Annotated in this window: 21 protein-coding genes; 16 read left to right on the plus strand and 5 right to left on the minus strand. The window is 53.5% G+C overall.

The features are described from left to right. From atpB to Q8W22_RS02035, 9 genes are all read left to right on the plus strand, one after another. Positions 1-864 (plus strand): F0F1 ATP synthase subunit A, encoded by an 864-nt coding sequence (gene atpB / locus Q8W22_RS01995; protein WP_303431226.1) that lies wholly within the window; start codon positions 1-3, stop codon positions 862-864. Positions 865-932: 68 nt separating this feature from the next. Next, positions 933-1,160, plus strand: a complete 228-nt coding sequence (gene atpE / locus Q8W22_RS02000; protein WP_303431224.1) for a F0F1 ATP synthase subunit C — start codon at positions 933-935, stop codon at positions 1,158-1,160. A 67-nt stretch (positions 1,161-1,227) separates the two neighbouring features. Further along, entirely contained in the window at positions 1,228-1,698 is a 471-nt protein-coding gene (locus Q8W22_RS02005) for a F0F1 ATP synthase subunit B (protein ID WP_303431223.1), read from the plus strand. A gap of 11 nt (positions 1,699-1,709) precedes the next feature. Continuing rightward, on the plus strand, positions 1,710-2,246 hold the full coding sequence (locus Q8W22_RS02010; protein WP_303431222.1) for a F0F1 ATP synthase subunit delta: 537 nt from the start codon (positions 1,710-1,712) through the stop codon (positions 2,244-2,246). A 15-nt stretch (positions 2,247-2,261) separates the two neighbouring features. Continuing rightward, positions 2,262-3,800 carry a F0F1 ATP synthase subunit alpha gene (atpA, locus tag Q8W22_RS02015; protein ID WP_303431220.1) on the plus strand — a complete coding sequence of 513 codons (1,539 nt, stop codon included), beginning with the start codon at positions 2,262-2,264 and terminating at the stop codon, positions 3,798-3,800. 66 nt (positions 3,801-3,866) lie between these two features. Further along, positions 3,867-4,727, plus strand: a complete 861-nt coding sequence (atpG, locus tag Q8W22_RS02020; protein ID WP_303431219.1) for a F0F1 ATP synthase subunit gamma — start codon at positions 3,867-3,869, stop codon at positions 4,725-4,727. Between the two features lie 39 nt (positions 4,728-4,766). Beyond that, complete coding sequence (atpD, locus tag Q8W22_RS02025) at positions 4,767-6,161, plus strand: F0F1 ATP synthase subunit beta (RefSeq protein ID WP_303431218.1); 1,395 nt, start codon at positions 4,767-4,769, stop codon at positions 6,159-6,161. Between the two features lie 58 nt (positions 6,162-6,219). Continuing rightward, positions 6,220-6,648, plus strand: coding sequence for a F0F1 ATP synthase subunit epsilon (locus Q8W22_RS02030; RefSeq protein WP_303431216.1), 429 nt, complete (start codon positions 6,220-6,222; stop codon positions 6,646-6,648). Positions 6,649-6,798: 150 nt separating this feature from the next. Continuing rightward, a complete protein-coding gene (locus tag Q8W22_RS02035; protein ID WP_305451458.1) occupies positions 6,799-7,383 on the plus strand; it encodes an outer membrane beta-barrel protein in 585 nt (194 codons plus the stop codon). A gap of 112 nt (positions 7,384-7,495) precedes the next feature. On the opposite strand, the gene Q8W22_RS02040 is transcribed toward Q8W22_RS02035, so the two are convergent. Beyond that, a complete protein-coding gene (locus Q8W22_RS02040; RefSeq protein WP_305451459.1) occupies positions 7,496-8,404 on the minus strand; it encodes a histone deacetylase in 909 nt (302 codons plus the stop codon). Positions 8,405-8,689: 285 nt separating this feature from the next. On the opposite strand from Q8W22_RS02040, the gene Q8W22_RS02045 reads away from it, so the two are divergent. After that, positions 8,690-8,941 (plus strand): hypothetical protein, encoded by a 252-nt coding sequence (locus Q8W22_RS02045; protein WP_305413599.1) that lies wholly within the window; start codon positions 8,690-8,692, stop codon positions 8,939-8,941. A gap of 93 nt (positions 8,942-9,034) precedes the next feature. Here Q8W22_RS02045 and Q8W22_RS02050 read toward each other — a convergent pair whose 3' ends face one another. Both Q8W22_RS02050 and argH read right to left on the minus strand, forming a co-directional pair. Further along, on the minus strand, positions 9,035-9,868 hold the full coding sequence (locus Q8W22_RS02050) for a putative nucleotide-diphospho-sugar transferase (protein ID WP_305451460.1): 834 nt from the start codon (positions 9,866-9,868) through the stop codon (positions 9,035-9,037). Between the two features lie 30 nt (positions 9,869-9,898). Beyond that, on the minus strand, positions 9,899-11,296 hold the full coding sequence (argH, locus tag Q8W22_RS02055) for an argininosuccinate lyase (RefSeq protein WP_305451461.1): 1,398 nt from the start codon (positions 11,294-11,296) through the stop codon (positions 9,899-9,901). Between the two features lie 190 nt (positions 11,297-11,486). Here argH and Q8W22_RS02060 point away from each other — a divergent pair, with 190 nt between their 5' ends. From Q8W22_RS02060 to Q8W22_RS02085, 6 genes are all read left to right on the plus strand, one after another. Beyond that, on the plus strand, positions 11,487-12,572 hold the full coding sequence (locus Q8W22_RS02060) for a sensor histidine kinase (protein WP_305451462.1): 1,086 nt from the start codon (positions 11,487-11,489) through the stop codon (positions 12,570-12,572). Further along, a complete protein-coding gene (locus Q8W22_RS02065) occupies positions 12,547-13,311 on the plus strand; it encodes a LytTR family DNA-binding domain-containing protein (RefSeq protein WP_305413595.1) in 765 nt (254 codons plus the stop codon). Before Q8W22_RS02060 ends, Q8W22_RS02065 begins: the two co-directional genes overlap by 26 nt. 139 nt (positions 13,312-13,450) lie before the next feature. Next, positions 13,451-14,392 carry a hydroxymethylbilane synthase gene (gene hemC, locus Q8W22_RS02070; RefSeq protein ID WP_305413593.1) on the plus strand — a complete coding sequence of 314 codons (942 nt, stop codon included), beginning with the start codon at positions 13,451-13,453 and terminating at the stop codon, positions 14,390-14,392. Between the two features lie 3 nt (positions 14,393-14,395). Further along, positions 14,396-15,139 carry a uroporphyrinogen-III synthase gene (locus tag Q8W22_RS02075; RefSeq protein WP_305451463.1) on the plus strand — a complete coding sequence of 248 codons (744 nt, stop codon included), beginning with the start codon at positions 14,396-14,398 and terminating at the stop codon, positions 15,137-15,139. A 45-nt stretch (positions 15,140-15,184) separates the two neighbouring features. Further along, positions 15,185-16,441 carry a uroporphyrinogen-III C-methyltransferase gene (locus Q8W22_RS02080; protein ID WP_305451464.1) on the plus strand — a complete coding sequence of 419 codons (1,257 nt, stop codon included), beginning with the start codon at positions 15,185-15,187 and terminating at the stop codon, positions 16,439-16,441. Then, on the plus strand, positions 16,438-17,652 hold the full coding sequence (locus Q8W22_RS02085) for a heme biosynthesis HemY N-terminal domain-containing protein (RefSeq protein WP_305413589.1): 1,215 nt from the start codon (positions 16,438-16,440) through the stop codon (positions 17,650-17,652). The genes Q8W22_RS02080 and Q8W22_RS02085 overlap by 4 nt, the downstream gene beginning before the upstream one ends. Positions 17,653-17,705: 53 nt before the next feature. On the opposite strand, the gene Q8W22_RS02090 is transcribed toward Q8W22_RS02085, so the two are convergent. Then, a complete protein-coding gene (locus Q8W22_RS02090; protein WP_305413587.1) occupies positions 17,706-18,950 on the minus strand; it encodes an ABC transporter substrate-binding protein in 1,245 nt (414 codons plus the stop codon). Positions 18,951-19,056: 106 nt separating this feature from the next. Further along, a complete protein-coding gene (locus Q8W22_RS02095) occupies positions 19,057-19,893 on the minus strand; it encodes a mechanosensitive ion channel family protein (RefSeq protein ID WP_303431202.1) in 837 nt (278 codons plus the stop codon). Between the last annotated feature and the right edge of the window lie 19 nt (positions 19,894-19,912).

A 19,912-nucleotide genomic window follows, 5' to 3' on the forward strand; every position in this document is an offset into this window, starting at 1 on the left:
ATGGCTGGAAACTCCCAAGAGTATATTGCTCATCATTTGACCAATCTGACATTTGGCAAACTGCCCGAAGGGTATGTGCGTCATGACAAGAATGGTTCTGAAACTGTACTGACCCACGATACCTGGACCATGGCGCACACCGGCCAGGAAGCTCAGGATATGGGTTTCATGGCGATCCATGTGGATTCCCTCGGCTGGTCTCTGGCTATGGGTATCCTGTTCGCATGGGTGTTCCGGAAAGTGGCGAAAAACGCTACATCGGATGTACCTGGCAAGCTCCAGAACTCTGTCGAGGCAGTGGTTGAGTTTGTTGATGGCACCGTTAAGGAAACATTTCATGGGAAAAACCCATTGATTGCGCCGTTGGCATTGACGATTTTTGTCTGGGTCTTCCTGATGAACTCCCTCAAATGGCTGCCAGTTGATCTGGTGCCCGGCATTGCTCATGCCATGGGGCTGGAATTCTTCAAGATCGTACCGACCGCAGACCCGAATGGAACGCTGGGGCTGTCGCTGGGTGTATTCCTGCTGATTATTTACTACAGCATCAAGGTCAAGGGCATTGGTGGCTTCACCAGAGAACTGACCCTGAAACCTTTTAACCACCCGATTGCGATCCCGTTCAACCTGTTCCTGGAAGTACTGGGCTTACTGACCAAACCACTGTCTTTGGCATTGCGACTGTTCGGTAACATGTACGCCGGTGAGGTTGTGTTTATTCTGATCGCCTTGTTACCGTTCTATATGCAGTGGGTATTGAACGTGCCATGGGCAATCTTCCATATCCTGGTGATTCCGCTACAGGCATTTATCTTCATGGTTCTGACGATTGTTTACCTGAGTCAGGCACACGAAGATCACTAGTGCGAATCGACCGACAATTTTAAATTTAACCCTTAACAAACTACGTAACTAAACTTTAGGAGTCTTTAATGGAACTCGTATACATTGCTGCTTCAATCATGATTGGTATGGGTGCCCTCGGCACTGGTATCGGTTTCGCCCTGCTGGGTGGTAAATTGATCGAAGGTACTGCCCGTCAGCCTGAGCTGGGCCCTCAGTTACAGACCAAAACCTTCCTGATGGCTGGTTTGCTGGACGCTGTTCCAATGATTGGTGTTGGTATCGCGATGTACCTGATCTTCGTTGTAGCAGGTTAATCATCCAAGCGATCCCTGATCGTCTTGAAAGAAACCTGTCCAACGAATTCGTAAGAGGTAAATCGTCGTGAACATGAATCTGACCATGCTCGGTCAATTGATTGCCTTCGCGATTTTCGTCTGGTTCTGCATGAAATTTGTCTGGCCGCCTTTGACCAGTGCAATGCAGGAACGTGTAAAGAAAATTGCCGATGGTCTGGACGCAGCAAACCGTGCAGAACGTGACCTGGAACTGGCGCAGGAAAAAGCCATTTCCGAGCTGCGTGAAAGCAAAGAAAAAGCGGCTGAAATCATCGAACAGGCTAACAAACGTGCCAACCAAATCATCGACGAAGCGAAAGAAACCGCTCGCGCTGAGGGTGACCGTCTGGTAGCCGCTGCTCAAGCAGAAGTTGAGCAAGAGGTTAACCGTGCCAAAGAAGTTCTGCGCAAACAGGTATCTGAGCTGGCTGTTGCCGGCGCTACCAAGATCCTGAGCAAGTCAGTCGATGCGTCAGCTCATGCTGATCTGCTTAATCAACTGACTGAAGAACTCTAAGCGAGGTTGCCATGGCTGAATTAACCACTCTCGCTCGGCCATACGCCAAGGCCGTGTTTGCTGAAGCAAAAGAGAAGAAAACCCTGGACGCATGGTCAGAAGATCTGGCCCTGCTGTCTTTATATGCATCCGACGCCGAGATGGCGAAAGTGCTGGTACATCCTTCTCTGACTGCGGCACAGCAAGCACAAGCCTTGATTGACGTATGTGGCGAAAAGCTTAATGACGCAGCCAAAAACCTGGTAAACGTTCTGGCAGAAAACAAGCGCCTGACGCTGTTGACTGAAATTACAGCTCTTTATGAAGAGCTGAAGGCCCAGCTGCAAAACGCAGTAGATGTCGTAGTGACCTCTGCGTACGCACTGACCGAAGCACAGTCGAACAAGCTCGCTCAGGCACTTAAAGCCAAACTGCAACGTGATGTCCGCATGACCAGCGAAGTTGATGAGACCCTCATCGGCGGCGCTATTATTCGTGCAGGCGACCTGGTTATTGACGGCTCACTCACAGGCAAGCTGTCAAAGTTGGCCGAAGCGATGAAATCCTAGTTTGAGGGACGATGCATGCAGCAACTGAATCCATCCGAGATCAGTGAAGTCATCAAAAAGCGCATCGAAAGTCTCGATGTGACTTCACAAGCCCAGAACGAGGGCACCGTTGTATCCGTATCCGACGGTATCGTTCGTATCCATGGTCTTGCCGACGTAATGTACGGTGAGATGATTGAATTTGAAGGCGGTGTATACGGCCTGGCCATGAACCTGGAACGCGACTCTGTAGGCGCGGTTATTCTGGGCGAATACAAATCGCTGGCTGAAGGCCAGAAAGCGAAATGTACCGGCCGTATCCTGGAAGTTCCAACCGGCGAAGCCATGCTGGGTCGCGTTGTGAACACACTGGGACACCCAATTGACGGAAAAGGTCCTATTGAGACCAGCACATCGGCACCTGTTGAACGTGTTGCGCCTGGCGTAATTGCTCGTCAGGGTGTTGATCAGCCGCTGCCAACAGGCTACAAGGCGGTTGACTCCATGGTGCCGGTTGGCCGTGGCCAGCGTGAGCTGATCATTGGTGACCGTCAGACTGGTAAGTCAGCGATGGCGATCGATGCCATCATCAACCAGAAAGGCAGCGGCGTTAAATGTGTTTACGTTGCAATTGGCCAGAAGCAATCTTCCATTGCGAACGTCGTTCGTAAACTGGAAGAGCACGGCGCGATGGAACATACCATCATCGTTGCTGCTGGTGCTGCCGATCCTGCAGCAATGCAGTTCCTGGCGCCCTATTCCGGCTGTGCGATGGGAGAATACTTCCTCGATCGTGGTGAAGACGCCCTGATTGTATACGATGACCTGACCAAACAAGCCTGGGCTTACCGTCAGATCTCATTGTTGCTGAAGCGTCCTCCGGGTCGTGAAGCATATCCTGGTGACGTTTTCTATTTGCACTCCCGTTTGCTGGAACGTGCTTGTCGCGTTAACCCTGATTACGTGAAAAGCGTAAGCGGTGTTGAAGGCAAAACCGGTTCTCTGACGGCTCTGCCAATCATTGAAACCCAGGGCGGTGACGTCTCGGCATTCGTACCAACCAACGTGATTTCGATCACCGATGGTCAGATCTTCCTGGAAACCAACCTGTTCAACTCTGGCGTACGTCCAGCGATGAACGCCGGTATTTCGGTTTCTCGTGTAGGTGGTGCAGCGCAGACCAAAATCATCAAGAAACTGGGCGGTGGTATTCGTCTGGCTTTGGCTCAGTATCGTGAATTGGCGGCATTCGCCCAGTTCGCATCTGACCTGGATGAAGCGACTCGCAAACAGCTGGAACATGGTAAAGCCGTTACCGAGCTGATGAAGCAAGGTCAGTATGCACCGATGTCCACTGCAGAAATGGGATTGTCGATTTACGCTGCTACCGAAGGCTTCCTGGAAGACGTTGAAGTATCCAAGATCAAGTCTTTTGAAGCTGCTCTGCTGAGCTACGCCAACAGCGAATTTGCTGAACTGATGGCGAAGATCAACGTGAAGGGCGACTTCAATAACGAAATCGCGGCCAGTCTGAAAGAGTGTATTGAAACTTTCAAGAACTCCCAGACTTGGTAAGTCCGGCGCTGGCGACCAGTAATGGTTGCCAGCAGGATTCAACCTTCAACGTGAGGCAGCTTGGTTATGGCAGTCGGTAAAGAAATTAAAGAGCAGATTACGAGTGTAAAAAGCACGCAGAAAATTACTTCAGCCATGGAAAAAGTGGCTGTTAGTAAAATGCGTCGCGCTCAGCTGCGTATGGAAAAAAGCCGCCCTTACGCGGAAAAAATCCGTAACGTAATTGGCCATCTGGCCAACGCGACTTCTGAATACCGCCATCGTTATCTGCAAGATCGTGATGTCAAACGGGTTGGTTATATCGTTGTGTCTTCCGACCGTGGCCTGTGTGGTGGTTTGAACAATAATCTGTTCAAGCTGCTTGCTCGGGAAACAAAAAACTGGAGAGGAGAAGGAGTGGATGTTGATTTCTGCTCTATCGGTGCCAAGGCATCGCTGTTTTTCTCCAGTTTTGGTGGCAATGTTGTGGCTGCAAAATCCCATTTGGGTGACGCGCCGGAACTGGCCAGCCTGATCGGCTCGGTAAAAGTGATGCTGGACGCATTTGACGAAGGCAAGATTGATCGTCTGTTTATCGTCCACAATCGTTTTGTAAACACCATGACCCAACAACCTGTTGCGGAACAAATATTGCCGCTGAAGGCAGATGAAGAATTCGCTCGGGATCACTCATGGGATTATATCTACGAACCTGCTGCCGAGGAAATCATCGACAGCTTGCTGGTTCGTTTCATCGAATCCCAAGTGTATCAGAGTGTGGTTGAGAACAACGCCTGTGAACAGGCCGCGCGTATGTTGGCAATGAAGAACGCCACCGATAACGCCGGCGACATGATTAACGAGCTGAATTTGTTGTACAACAAGGCTCGTCAGGCAGCGATCACCCAGGAAATTTCGGAAATCGTTAGCGGCGCCGCGGCTGTATAAGCCGGGGAACGAAGGTTTTAAGGTTAAGAGGAACCGAATATGAGCGGACGTATCGTACAGATTATCGGTGCCGTTATCGACGTGGAATTCCCACGCGACAGCGTACCCAAAGTCTACGACGCCCTGACCGTTGATGGTACTGAAACTACTCTGGAAGTTCAGCAACAGCTGGGTGATGGCGTAGTGCGTACTATTGCGATGGGCTCCACAGAAGGTCTCAAGCGTGGCCTTCAGGTAACAAACTCTGGCGCTCCAATCTCTGTACCCGTTGGTATTGAGACATTGGGACGCATCATGGACGTCCTTGGCCGTCCTATTGATGAATGCGGCGAGATCGGTGAGAAAGAACGTTATTCGATTCACCGTGCTGCACCTGGCTTCGACGAACAAGCCAACTCCACTGACCTGCTGGAAACCGGCATCAAGGTAATTGACCTTGTTTGTCCGTTCGCCAAGGGTGGTAAAGTTGGACTGTTCGGTGGTGCCGGTGTTGGTAAAACCGTAAACATGATGGAACTGATCAACAACATTGCAAAGGCTCACTCCGGTTTGTCTGTATTCGCAGGTGTTGGTGAGCGGACTCGTGAAGGTAACGATTTCTACTACGAAATGGCGGAATCCGGGGTTGTAAACCTGGATGACAAAGCGGCTTCCAAAGTAGCAATGGTTTATGGCCAGATGAACGAACCCCCAGGCAACCGTCTGCGTGTGGCTCTGACAGGTCTGACCATGGCAGAGAAATTCCGTGACGAAGGTAAAGACGTACTGTTGTTTGTTGACAACATCTATCGTTATACCCTGGCGGGAACCGAAGTATCTGCACTGCTGGGCCGTATGCCTTCCGCAGTAGGTTACCAGCCGACTCTGGCTGAAGAAATGGGTGTTCTGCAGGAGCGTATTACCTCCACCAAGAACGGTTCCATTACTTCTATCCAGGCGGTATACGTACCTGCGGATGACTTGACTGACCCATCGCCAGCAACCACCTTTGCCCACTTGGACTCCACCGTGGTACTGAGCCGTGATATCGCATCCAAGGGTATTTACCCTGCGATCGATCCACTGGACTCTACTTCCCGTCAGCTGGACCCACTGGTTATCGGTAACGAACACTACGACATCGCTCGTGGCGTTCAGGGTGTACTGCAGCGCTACAAAGAGCTGAAGGACATCATTGCGATTCTGGGTATGGACGAACTGTCCGACGAAGACAAGCAGCTGGTTGCTCGTGCACGTAAAATCGAACGCTTCCTGTCCCAGCCATTCCATGTGGCAGAAGTGTTTACTGGTGCGCCAGGCAAGTATGTATCACTGAAAGAAACCATCCGTGGTTTCCAGGGTATCCTGAACGGTGATTACGACGACCTGCCAGAGCAAGCCTTCTACATGGTTGGTACGATCGACGAAGCTGTCGAAAAAGCCAAAAACATGTAATTCGGGCTGGTAAGGCCGGAATCATCCGGCTTTACCTCCTCAACCTGAGGAATACCTTATGGCGATCACTGTACATTGCGATATTGTCAGTGCCGAAGAGAATCTCTTCTCCGGTCTGGTCGAGCGCGTTATTGCTGCGGGCCTGATGGGTGAGCTTGGTATTGAACCAGGCCACGCGCCCTTGCTGACCCCGTTGAAACCAGGTCCGGTTCGTATCGTCAGACAAGGCGGTAGCGAAGAGGTTGTTTACGTCTCTGGTGGTTATCTGGAAGTTCAACCAAACCGGGTGACTGTGTTGGCTGATACGGCAGTTCGTGCGCACGATATTGACGAAGCCGCCGCTCTGGAAGCCAAGAAACACGCTGAACAAGCACTGGCAAATCAAGGTTCCGACTTTGATTATTCCCGCGCTCTGTCCCAGCTTGCTGAAGCCGCAGCCCAGCTGCGCACCATTCAGCAAATCCGTGAAAAACTGGGCAAGCGCTAAGCTTCGCCTGTTTTTGACGGCAGCCCTCGAATCTTCGGGGGCTTTTTATTTTCTGCCGACAGGATGTCAGATGGCCGTTAATATTTTTCTGTCTCCTGTTCGTGCGATTTTATACGATATCGTGTTCCCAAAGCTCAGGAGAGCGTCCTTATGTCCAAAGTATTTTCCAGGGCCTTGTTGCCCTTGATGGTCGCTGCCTCATCCTCTGTGATGGCTGGCCAGTTTTATGCCGGTGTGGGAATAGCCGGTTTTATCGGCAGTGGAGAAGAGGAATACACATCAGGTCGTTACTCTGTTACCTATGATTATGAGTATTCGCAACAATCGATCGGGTTGGGTTATCAGTTTGATAACGACAACCGCCTGGAAGTCTCTTTGGCGACCATTGATGTAGAATATGACAACGATTTTTATGATGATGAATCATACTCTGGCCTTGATGTGGATTATTCGTTTGTTTGGCGTTACGAAGCCGTCAGACCCTATCTGCTGATTGGCTTTGGGTTGTACACATACGATGATTCAGGAGAGTACTATGCCGATGGTGAGGACTTGTCCGGCGTTGCATTCAACTTTGGCGCAGGCGTAATCTGGCAGTTCCATGAACATCTGGATGTTGACCTGGGTTACGGCTTCAAGTCGATTGGCTGGCAGGATGCGGAGGATGGCCACCACATCTACGAAACCCAATCTACCCAGAGCGGTTTCGATCTTGCGGCGCATATATTGTTCTGATTGACGCCAGAAGATGATGTGCAACAGGCGCCATGGCGCCTGTTTTTGTATCTGTTAATCTGTTATGCGTTCAATCAATATCACACCTGTACATACACACCTGCGGGTTTGCTTATTGTTCAGCAAACAGTATGGAAGCGGTTTTCACCACACTGGCATGGCGTTCTGCCAGGCGCTGGTGATCCTTGTCATAGCCACCTCCAATGACCGTCACAACCGGTATGCCGCGCTGTTGGCAGTATGCCAGCACCCAGCGGTCCCGTTGCTGAATACCCTCCAGGGTTATATTCAGGTGGCCGAGCTCATCCCCTTCCCAGACATCAACTCCGGCATCGTAAATCACCAGCTCTGGCTGCTGTTCATGAATCAGGCGTTCGAAGGTGTCCCTGACAACTGTAAGATAGGCAGCATCATCGAGATATTGCCCAAGGCCAATATCAAGATCACTGCGGTGTTTACGGAAAGGAAAATTCTTCTCGCAGTGAATCGAGCAAGTAAATGCCCGTGGCTCATGCTCCAGCAGAGCCGCAGTGCCATCCCCCTGATGCACATCCAGATCAAAAATCAACAAACGCTGGACTTCTCGCCGTTGCAGCAGAGTCAGGGCGGTATAGGCGAGATCGTTGACCAGGCAAAAACCAGAGCCAAAATCATAATGAGCATGGTGGGTGCCGCCAGCGAGATGGCTGGCCATGCCATGCTGGAGTGCCAGCCGGGCGGCCAGCAAGGTGCCATTGGGTGCGGTCAGGGTCCGGTCTATCAAACCCTGGCTCCAGGGTAAGCCCAGGCGTCGCCAGGCTTTCATCTCAATGGCATCGTCAACCAGAGCCTGCAGGTAAACCGGACTGTGGGTAATGGCGAGGTCGGCGATGGAAGCCGCGGCAGGCTGATAGATATTATCGTGGATATAACCCTGCTGTAACAGATGGTCGTGCAGGCGCACAAACTTGGACATGACAAAGCGATGGTTGTCCGGGAACGGGCAAGAATAGTTGGTGTGATAAACAATAGGCAATTTCATGATGAACCGGCAGAGTTCCAACGGCAGAGAGTCTGTAGGGTAGCTGAACCAACGGTGGGACTATGCCGCCGTACTGCATCAGAAACTAGCATATTGTCCGGCAATGCGTGACCTTTAAACAGACCTACGACCAAGGGCGAGTGGCAATTTGATAGCCTGTATGGTCCATTAGAAGCCTGTCAGGATTTGCTCCTGAACGTGCAACGCAGCGCCAGAGCAGGCTTTTGTCAGTCTGCCGGCATACTGTTTAGTCAGCGATGCAACGTCTATTTTTCCGAGGTTGATGTGAAAAAAGATAATAAAAACAAGAAAACAGCCACAGAGAATCAAGCGATCTCCAGCTTTGAGAAATTCTTTTACCGCTATATCGCCTGGTTTCCGATTCTGGTGTTACCGGCCCTGGTATGGGAGATGTTCAGCGTCAACGACTATGCCCCGGCAGGGTTGATCGGCGTTATGCATGCCGTGCTGGTGTTCCGTCTGGTCACGATTGCCGGGCAGGAAGGCTGGTTCAAAAAGCGGCAGCAACAAGTCTGAGATGCGCCGGTGCCTACCCGGGTACCGGTAGAAAACATGACTTAGGCTGGGACTACACAAAGGTGCCGCTATGCTGCTTGGTCACCGTCGATGCTATTTTTTTGAAAAATAATCGGACAGGACAAAGTACTTTATCTTGTTGATCAAAGAGTAGTCTGATGGATTGCCGAGAAAAAATTCCTGTGGGACTTTTTCGAGATTGTGAGTACCTTTGGCCCGAAAGGTTTTAATCAGGTTGCGCATGGTTCTGTAACCCAGCAGGCTCAGCAAGGACGGACAGGCCTCGCCATCTTTATCAATAAAGTGATGCAGGCTGGGGCTATGAATAATTTTCGGAAATCCTCGCGCCTGGTTAGTGATACGTAACCAGTGCAAGTGCATGACATTGTATTCGGTAGGTAATATATGTACATGGAGGTTAGAGAGCCAAATCAGCTCCCGAAAAAGTGGCTGGTCAGCATTACTGCCAGTCTCTTGCATTAACCGCTTCCAGGTATTGAGAAAGGCCGTTGTTTCTTCCGTTTTTCGTATTCCGACAACGCCACTATTCAAGGCTGGAAACGATTCAGGAAATGATAGTTTATGTATTCTCTGGCCATGGTGACTGGTTCGCGCCTGATCGTGTACCGCCGCGATATCAAAACGGTCAAGGATAAAGAACACATCAGATATATCGTCGATTACAAAAGTATCGGCATCGATATAAACCGTTTTTTCAAAGCGGGAATCCTGCAACGCGTCAATTTTGGCGCGAAACCAGGAGTCTTCATACACATGAACCTGATCGAAAACATCGTCATCGCATGGTTGATCTGTGAACAAGTCGATCGGGTAATCGGGGCACTGTGCCTTGAGACTGCGAGCCGAGCGAATGGCTAGCTGTGTGTAGCCAATATCGCCCGTTGCTGCATAGACAAATCCATTCATCAATATATCGCTTCCCTGCTAACAGGACACCTAAGGTCTGGATGCTAGCATATTCTGCGCCCGCACCGCAGCTGCCCGTACCTGATCTGGCGCAGTACCGCCGATATGATCGCGAGCGGCAACAGAGCCTTCCAGGGTCAGTACATCAAAGACATCGACAGTAATTTCATCGGAAAACTGCTGCAGTTCTTCCAGCGTCATGTCACTGAGATCCTTGCCTTGCTCCAGGCCATAAGCCACCGCTTTACCAACAATTTCGTGGGCGTCACGGAAGGGAATACCCTTGCGTACCACGTAATCGGCGAGATCGGTGGCGGTGGAGAAACCCCGCTTGGCAGCATCCCGCATATCATCCCGACGTGCTTGCAGGTGAGGAGCCATATCTGCAAAGGCTCGCAGGCTGTCGCGCAAGGTATCGACGGTATCGAACAGGGGTTCCTTGTCTTCCTGATTGTCCTTGTTGTAGGCCAGTGGCTGGGACTTCATCAGTGTCAGCAGGCTGACCAGATGACCATAGACCCGGCCGGTTTTGCCTCGTACCAGTTCAGGAACGTCGGGGTTCTTTTTCTGCGGCATGATGGATGAGCCGGTGCAAAAGCGGTCTGGCAAATCAATAAAGCGGAATTGCGCCGATGCCCACAGCACCAGCTCTTCCGAGAAGCGTGACATATGCATCATGATCAGCGCTGCGGCACTGGTGAATTCGATGGCGAAGTCGCGATCGGAGACAGAATCCAGACTGTTTTCAGTGGGAGCGTCAAAGCCGAGCAATTCGGCAGTATAGAAGCGGTCAATCGGGTAAGTCGTACCGGCCAGCGCTGCAGCCCCCAAAGGCAACTGGTTAACCCGCTTGCGGCAATCCTGCAGGCGGGCGTAGTCCCGTTCCAGCATCGCATTCCAGGCCAGCAGGTGATGACCAAAGGTGACTGGCTGTGCGGTTTGCAGGTGGGTGAAGCCCGGCATGATGGTGTCGGCTTCCCGCTTGGCCAGTTCAATCAGGCCTTGTTGCAGGCGGGTCAGTTCGGCACTGATCAGATCGATTTCATCACGCAAGTACAGGCGGATATCGGTGGCAACCTGATCGTTACGGGAGCGGCCGGTGTGCAGTTTTTTGCCGGTGATACCGATCTTGGCAGTCAGTGCGGCCTCGATGTTCATGTGCACGTCTTCCAGTGCGATCGACCAGTCGAAATCACCGCGCTCAATCTCGATACGTACTTCTTCCAGGCCACGAATGATATCGTCGCGCTCGTCGTTACTCAGCACTCCGACGTGGGCCAGCATGCGGGCGTGGGCAACCGAGCCCTGGATGTCGTGGCGGTACATGCGCTGGTCAAAGTCCACTGACGCAGTGTAACGGGCAACAAATGCATCGGTTGGCTCAGAAAAACGGCCGCCCCACGAGGCATTGGTGGATTGATCAGTCATGTACTCCCCCTCAATAAACGCAAATGTTGTGGCTCTATTGGCGTTGGCCAGCCACAACAGAAAATTTCCAGCCGCAGAGTATACCTGTGGCGTGGCAACGGTTTAACCGGAATGTGGAGCAGATACTTGTTGTCGTCCGAGACTAAAGCGAGACTAGTACTGTTTTTACCTTACGGTCAGAGGATCAGCTATGTCAGATACCGTATCCGCTGTCAGCCATCAGCATGATCGCAGTTTACTGGATGCGTTTTTCCTGCCCGATTTGTGTAACACCCGGGCAATCCTGTTTTTGCTGGCGGTCAGTGAAGGCCTGGTAGCGATTCTGACCTTGATGGAATCGTCGCTGGCGGCGTTTTCCTGGGAACGTTTTGGCCTGGTCTCGCTGTTTGTGCAGTGGGTGGCCTTGCTGTCGGTGGCGGTGTTGTGTCAGCTGCGATTTGTGCTGGTGCAGGTGAACGTCATGCTGGTTTCGGTGCTGGCGCTGTTATTGGTGCAGCTGGTGACACTGGGTGTGGGGTTGATGGCGGACTGGCTCTGGCCAACCAGTGTGAGAAGCATCGACTGGCTCTGGCTGGCCCGGAATGCGCTGGTCAGTGCCCTGGTGACAGCATTGGCATTACGCTACTTTTATGTGCAGAGCCAGTGGCGGATTCAGGCGCAGGCAGAGCTCAAGGCGCGGCTGTCAGCGTTACAGGCCAATATTCGGCCGCATTTCTTTTTTAATACACTGAATACCGTCGCTGCGCTGATTGTGATTGATCCGGAAAAAGCCGAAAACATGCTGCTGGATCTGGCGCAATTGTTCCGGGTGGTTCTGAAAGCCGATGACACGCCATCGACGTTGGAGCAGGAAATTGAATTTGGCCAGCGTTATCTGGATATCGAACATACCCGGCTGGGGACACGGCTGACGATCGAGTGGCAACTCCCCGACCCTTTGCCGGAGATTATTATGCCAACCCTGATTCTCCAGCCATTGCTTGAAAATGCGGTTTACCACGGCATTCAGCCCCTGGTTGGTGGCGGCTGGATTCGTATTTCGCTGACCCCGGTGACGGGAGGCTGGGAGCTGATGGTCGCGAATGCCCGGGTTCCCGGCAGCAGCAAGCCGGGTAATGGCATTGCCCAACGTAATATCCGTGCCCGACTGGACACCCTGTTTGGTGATTCTGCCCGGCTACAGACACTGGAGCTGGCGGATGAGTACCAGGCGCGGATCATGATTCCACTGTATTCTGGAGAGCGTACCCATGAGTTATCGCCTGGCGCTGGTTGATGATGAGCCGCTGGCTCGTGGCCGGTTGGCACGCCTGTTAAAAGAGCACCTGGATTTTGAACTGGTGGTCGAACTGGAGAGCGGGGATGCCACCTTGCAATGGCTGGAGCACCACCGTGCCGATGTATTGCTGCTGGATATCCAGATGCCTGGCCGCAGCGGGCTGGAAACCGCCCAGGCATTGCAGCAATATGACACGCCTCCGCTGGTGGTTTTTTGTACGGCATTTGATGAACATGCTCTGGATGCCTTCGGTGTCAGCGCCATCGATTACTTGCTCAAGCCGGTACGTCCGGCGGATTTGCAGCGGGCATTGGAGCGGGTCAGGGAGCGGCTGGAGGCCCGGGAACTGGCAAGCCGGGATCTGTCAGAAGAAAAACCGGAGCACGACGAAGGCACCGCTAAAATACGCACGCACCTGACTGCCCGCACTCATATGGGCTTGCAACGTATCCCGCTGGAAGACATATGCTACTTTCTGGCTGATCAGAAATACGTCAATGCCATTCAGGAACAAGGCGAAACATTGATCGATGACAGCCTGCGTCAGCTCGAAGAAGAATTTGGCGACCGCTTTGTCCGGGTCCACCGCAGTGCGTTGGTGGCGCGGGATCGTATCGTGCGACTGGAAGCGCAGGAAGGTCGAGGCCATGTGGTATACCTGAACGGTATCAAAGACGGTGTTGCGGTTAGTCGCCGCCATTTACCGGATGTGCGCAAGGTAATGAAGTCATTTTAGCCCTGAACACAGTATTTCCTGCTGCTTAGCTGATCCGGGTAATTTCAGCTGACGCGCCAGCACTGGTATGATTTGCAAATGTCTCATATCGGTGGTCTGCCAGCCAGGCCACCATACTTCCCGTCGAATAAGGATCATCATGTCATCAGCTCGTCTGCTCCGTATTGCTACCCGTAAAAGTCCTTTGGCCCTGTGGCAGGCTGAACATATCAAGGCCCGCTTGATGGCCTTGCATAAAGATCTGGAAGTAGAACTGGTGACCTTCTCCACCCAGGGTGACAAGATTCTCGATACACCGCTGGCCAAAATTGGCGGTAAAGGATTGTTCGTCAAGGAATTGGAAGTCGCCATGCTGGACGGCCGTGCCGATATTGCCGTGCACTCAATGAAAGACGTGCCGATGGAATTTCCGGAAGGGCTGGAGCTGGGCGTGATTTGTGAGCGGGAAACCCCGCTGGACGCTTTTGTCTCCAATAACTACAGCAGTGTCGACGAACTGCCACAAGGGGCAGTTGTTGGTACCTCAAGCCTGCGGCGCCAGTGTCAGTTGCAACAACAGCGGCCGGATTTACAGATTCGCTCCCTGCGTGGCAACGTCCAGACGCGCCTGGGCAAACTCGATGCCGGTGAATTTGATGCCATTATTCTGGCTTCTGCCGGACTGTTGCGAATGGAAATGGGTGATCGCTTGACGGCATCCCTCTCGGCCGAGCAGTCCTTACCTGCTGGTGGCCAGGGCGCATTGGGGGTTGAGTGGCGTTGTGATGATGAGCTTGCCCAGACACTGATCGCTCCTTTGGCCCATGCCGATACCACCGACTGTGTGCTGGCCGAACGGGCCTTGAACCGTCGTTTGCAAGGTGGCTGCCAGGTGCCCATTGCCGCCTATGCAGAATTACAAGGCGACCAGCTGACCTTGCGGGGGCTGGTGGGCTCCGTCGATGGCAGCAAGGTGCTGACCACGGAACAGCAGGGCAACAGGGCCGATGCAGAGATACTGGGTATCCTGGCGGCAGAACATCTGCTGGCCCAAGGGGCTGGCGAGATCCTGACCGAAGTCTACGGTCGTGAGGTACGCTAGGCTTTGACAACGATTCTGGTGACCCGCCCCGAGGGTCAGGCCGATCATCTGATCGCCGCTCTGGAGCAGGCCGGTTATCACTGTCTGCATCGGCCATTGATGGCGATTGAGGCGGTGGCCGAGCACAGTGAGCACGCGCGTTTGGCCCGTGCCCGGATGCTCGATCTCGACCTCTACCAGCACGTGATTGCCATCAGCGCCAACGCAGCCCGGTCGGGGCTGGAATGGCTGGATACGTATTGGCCCCAGCCACCGCTGGGAGTGCACTGGTATGGTGTTGGCCCAGCCAGTACCGAACCTTTCTGGCAGTACGGTCTGGAGGCCAGCTGTCCGGCCAGCCGATATGACAGTGAAGGACTGCTTGCATTACCTGCCTTGCAGCAAGTGGCAGAACAACGCATTCTGATCTGGCGGGGTGTTGGTGGTCGGGAAACACTGGCGACGACATTACGTGCGCGTGGCGCTTGTGTCGACTATGCCGAGCTGTATGAACGGCGACCGCGGCAGTACAGCAGTCACGATTGGGACGTGACACTCGGTACCCGTCCATGGCTGCTGCTCAGCAGTGGCCAGGCCCTGGATATTATAGAAAGGCAGGTGCCCACGTTGGCTAACCGGATTGTCGGGCTGATACTGCCCAGTGAGCGGATTGCCGAACAGGCGCGGGCCAAAGGCTACGATCCGGTATTGGTTCCCGCCAGTGCCAGGGATGACGACATGCTCAGCTGCCTGGCGGCGCAGCTGTAACCCGATAATCAGGTCGCTAGCGGCGGCGGTGACAGGAAAACAGACGTGGACAACAACAAAGACAAGCAAACAACAGACGATGCGGGTGCTGACGCCCAGGTAACGCTGGACAAAGAGCAAGCTCCCGCAGCCCCGAGCGACAGCACGACGGCGTCGACGAATAAAAAAGCGGCGTCGAAAAAGACCCGACCGGATGTGCAAGCAGGCAAACCCGACAAGGAAAACACCCCTGGACGGCGATCGTCATTGGCAATCTGGCTGCTGGTTATTCTGGTGTTACTGTCACTGGCCGTCTCGGCGGCTGTGGTCTGGTATGGGTTGCAACAGCGCCAACAGCTGGGCCAGCTGCAACAGCAGTTGCAAGGCATGGCACAACAGACGCAGGCTGATCGCCAAACCCTGAATACACTGGGTCAGCGGCAGCAGCAACAGGATAGCGGTGATCGGGCTTTGCAAGACCAGCTGGCCACGGTATCCCGTCAGGCGCAGCATAATGAACAACGGCTGGCCGGGCTGGCCGGTTCCGATCGTCAGGACTGGCTCCTGGCCGAAGTGGAATACCTGCTGCGATTGGCGAATCAACGCCTGAACCTTGAGCGTGATGTTACCGGAGCAGCTGCCATGCTGGTGGCTGCCGACAAGGTGCTGCTGGAAATCAACAACCCGGCCTACGATAACGTCCGGACTAAAATAGCCAGCGAGATCCAACAGCTGCGCCGGGTGCCCGGTGTCGACAAGGTCGGTGCGATTGCCCGCTTGCAGGCGATGCAGGATTCTCTGGATCAGGTTGACTGGTTGCCACAAGTGCGGTTGCCATCAACAGCCTCCGACGCCAATACAACCCTGGCCGGAGCCGCTCAAGCCTGGTACCAGCAGCTGTTTGATGAGCTGAAACAAGGACTTGCCCAGGTGGTACGGATACGTCGTCAGGACAGCCCTGTCGATATTCCCATGGCACCGGAGCAGGCTTATTACCTGCAACAGAATGCCCACCTGATGCTGGAACAGGCCCAGCTGGCGATGTTGCGTGGCGATCAGAACCTGTACGACAACAGCCTTGGCCGCGTTAAAGGCTGGGTTGAACGTTATTTGCCCAAGCAAGATCAGGCGGTGCTGGCATTACGCCAGTTGCTGGGCGAGCTGCAACAATGGCAGGTGAGTCCGGCGGTACCGGATATCAGTGCATCCTTGCAGGCTCTGCGTGCACGTATGATTCTGGATGAAACGGAATACAGCCCGGAGCAACAGCCAGTGGCTCCTGCTGCCAAGGCGACCACTGAGCCGCAAGGAGCACAGCCATGAAGCGCTGGTTGCTGTTTTTTGTAATTACCCTGGTGGTGGCCCTGGGGGCAGGGTCTCTGGCGGGGCAGGATTCAGGTTATGTCCTGCTGAGCTGGCATCATTACAGCCTTGAAACCAGCTTGTGGTTCTTTTTGTTACTGCTTGGCGTCATGCTGGTGGCGGTGTATTTCTTATTCCGTTTCAGCCTGGTGATGCTGGGTTCCGACTGGCGTTTTAATGAATGGCGGCGCAGTCGCCGTACCGCCCGTGCCCGCAAGCAAACCACCCGTGGTCTGTTGTCGCTGGCATTGGGGCAGTGGTCAAGGGCTGAACGTTTGCTGACACGTTCGGCAACCGATACCGATATGCCGCTGATCAACTATCTGGCCGCCGCCCGTGCGGCGTATGAACAAGGCAAGCACGACACCACCGATGAGCTCTTGAGTGCTGCCAGTAAAAGCACCCGCGGGGCTGATTTGGCGGTTGGTATTTCCCATGCCCAGTTGCTGATCTCGCGCGGCCACAAAGAGCAGGCCCTGGCGGTTCTGGTCAGCTTGCGCGACCGTTATCCCCGTCATAGCTACTTGCTTAAATTGCTGGTGCGGCTGTATCAGGATCTGGAAGACTGGGTGGCGTTACACGAATTACTGCCGATTCTGGGCAAGGCTGGCAAAGCCGGAAAAATTCCGGAAAGCAAGCTCAAGGAACTGGAAGAAAAAGTCTATTTGCAGCTGATCGACCGTACAGCCAAGGCGCAGCAAAGCAAGGACCCGGTAGCGGCCTTGAAGAAACTGTATCAGTCGATGCCCCGACACTGCCGCCGTCAGGGGGATATTCTGTTGCACTACACCGATACCCTGCATGAGCTGGGAGAGGATGAGCAGGCCGAAGTGGATTTGCGTAACGGGCTGGCGTACGTTTGGCGTGATGACTTGCTGCTGGCCTACGCCAGACTTAATGGCGCGGATGCCCGCAGACGTTTCCTCTTTGCAGAAAAACAACTGCAGGAACGGCCGAATGATCCGGTACTGTTATTGATTCTGGCGCGCCTGGCGCTGCGTCTTGAGCAACCGGAGCGGGCCAGAGAGTTTTTGCTGATGGGATTGAAGCTGAAAAACCTGCCCGGACTAAACGCCGAAATGGGCAAGTTACTGGTGCAAGAACAGGATCATGTCGGTGCCAGCCGATACTTCCAGCAAGCCCTGGCGCAGCAGGACTGCCAGTCCGGCTAGTGTTTACCCCTGGTCAAACCCGATCCGCTCGCCTGAGCGGATCGATCATACGATCATTTCAGCGTGAGCGACTTGCCCGCTGCCTGTCGGGTGGCTGACCATTCTTCATAGGTTTTGGCCGCCGTCTTACCCGGAATACTCAGCAGGACTTCAAAGTAGTCTTCATTAAACTTGTCTGCCAGTACCGTCGCCCGGTGTTTGCCTTTGACGACATACACGGACTGTACGCTCTGGTGGTCAAAATCGCGCCAGGTCTGTGGGTCCTTGACGCCGGTATAGGTGTGGTTTTCCAGAGCGGAAATCAGACGGCTGCTACTCAGGCTACCGGTGCGTTCTGCCGCCGCTTTGAATTCATAGACAATATTGTAAGCCGAGGCAGCGGAGCTGGAAGGGTATTTCTGGAAGCGATCGGCAAAGCGCTCAACAAATTGCTGGCCCTTTTCAAAGCCGTACAGATAAGGCACCTGCCAGGTCCAGGGCACGGCACCAATAACGTCTTCCAGAATGCCAGCACCGGCGGAGATGGCCATACCCAGCGTCAGGTTGGGCACCACAATGGTCATCTTGTCTTTCAGGCCCATGCGATAGGCTGCCTTCAACGTGCTGGCCATATCGTCACCAAACTGAACCAGCATCAGCACATCCGCATTGGCGCGTTCTGCTGCTTCCAGAGCACTTTCAATATCTGCCTGCTTCGGGCGTGGAAAAGGTACCAGAACGCCGGGGTATTTGTTTTTATCCTGGGTATTGGTGAAGGTGCGCAGGGAGCCTTCGGTGGAATGGCCCCAGCTGTAGTCGGCGGTCAGATAAAACACTTTTTTACCGGCCAGACTCTGGTTCAGATAAAACGCCAGTGCTTTGGCGGCCATCCAGGCGTTGTAGGTTTCACGAAACATATAACGATGGCCTTCCTCGTCTGTGGTTTCGTTGGCGTAGGTCAGGGTGCCAAAATAGATCAGACCCTGACGGGCAGCCTCTTTACCGGCGGCAATGGCCACGGCACTGGAAGAGCCACCAAACAGCATCGAGACCCCTTGGGACGACAGCCGCTTGACGTTTTCGACAGCTTTATCCGGCTTGGATGCGGTATTGGCCGTAATCAGTTCCAGTGGACGGCCCAACACACCACCTGCGGCGTTGATTTCCTCAACGGCCAGCAAGGCACCACGGGCCTGGGCGATTCCCTGTTCTTTATAGGGGCCAGTCGAGGGGTAGTTCAACCCCAGTTTGATGGAGTCGGCGGCCTGAGCGGTGAGCGCAGACAACGCAAGTGCGGTGAGCACAAAGCAACGATACATGGCGATAACCTTCTTATTATTGTTATTACATCTTGAGTCTTTTCAGCGACCAAGGCGTTACGCCATTGGTCGCATAATCGAGCGGGTGTAGAGGCGGGAAACTTGCTTAATCGACTTTGTTGAGATGAACGTCCATTTGCGGGAACGGAATTTCAATTCCTTCGGCATCAAAACGTAATTTGATGGCTTCCGTCAGCTCCCATTTAACCACCCAGTAATCGGCTGCTTTTACCCATGGGCGTACAACAAAATTAACGGAGGAATCGGCCAGCTCGGATACCGCTACGGTGAAGGCCGGGTCTTTCAGGATACGCTCGTCATTACCCAGCATCTCGGTCATGATCTTTTTGGCCAGCAGCAGGTCGCTGCCGTAGGAAATACCCACGACCATATCCAGACGGCGGGTTGGTTCTTCCGAATAGTTCACCATGGTGTTACCAAAAACATTGGCGTTGGGCACGGTGACTACCCGGTTGTCCGGAGTTTTCAAACGAGTACTGAAAATGGTGATCTTGTTGACGGAACCGGCGACACCACCGACTTCAACGTAATCCCCCAGCTTGAACGGGCGGAAAACAATCAGCATGACACCCGCAGCAAAATGCGACAGTGAATCCTTCAGGGCCAGACCAACTGCCAGGCCGGCGGCACCCAGCAAGGTGATCAGTGAGGTCGTATCCAGACCCAGCTGCGACAGCGAGATCACCACCACCAGCACCATCAGCAGTGCCCGCAGTACCGTGCTTACAAAATCTGTCAGGATCGGTTCAACCCGGGCCTTGACCATCATGCCGGTGATGGCTTTCAGCACCAGATTGGCGACCATGCGGCCGGCAAAAAATATCAGTAACGCCAGAACAATCTGGGTACCCCATGGCAGCAGATATTCTGCCCAGATGTTTTCCGTAGATAATGAACTTCCGAATTGATTTAGCCAGTCCACAAATATTCCTCAATAGATT

The organism is Oceanobacter sp. 1_MG-2023 (genome assembly GCF_030689025.1).
Taxonomy (GTDB): Bacteria; Pseudomonadota; Gammaproteobacteria; order Pseudomonadales; family Oceanobacteraceae; genus Oceanobacter.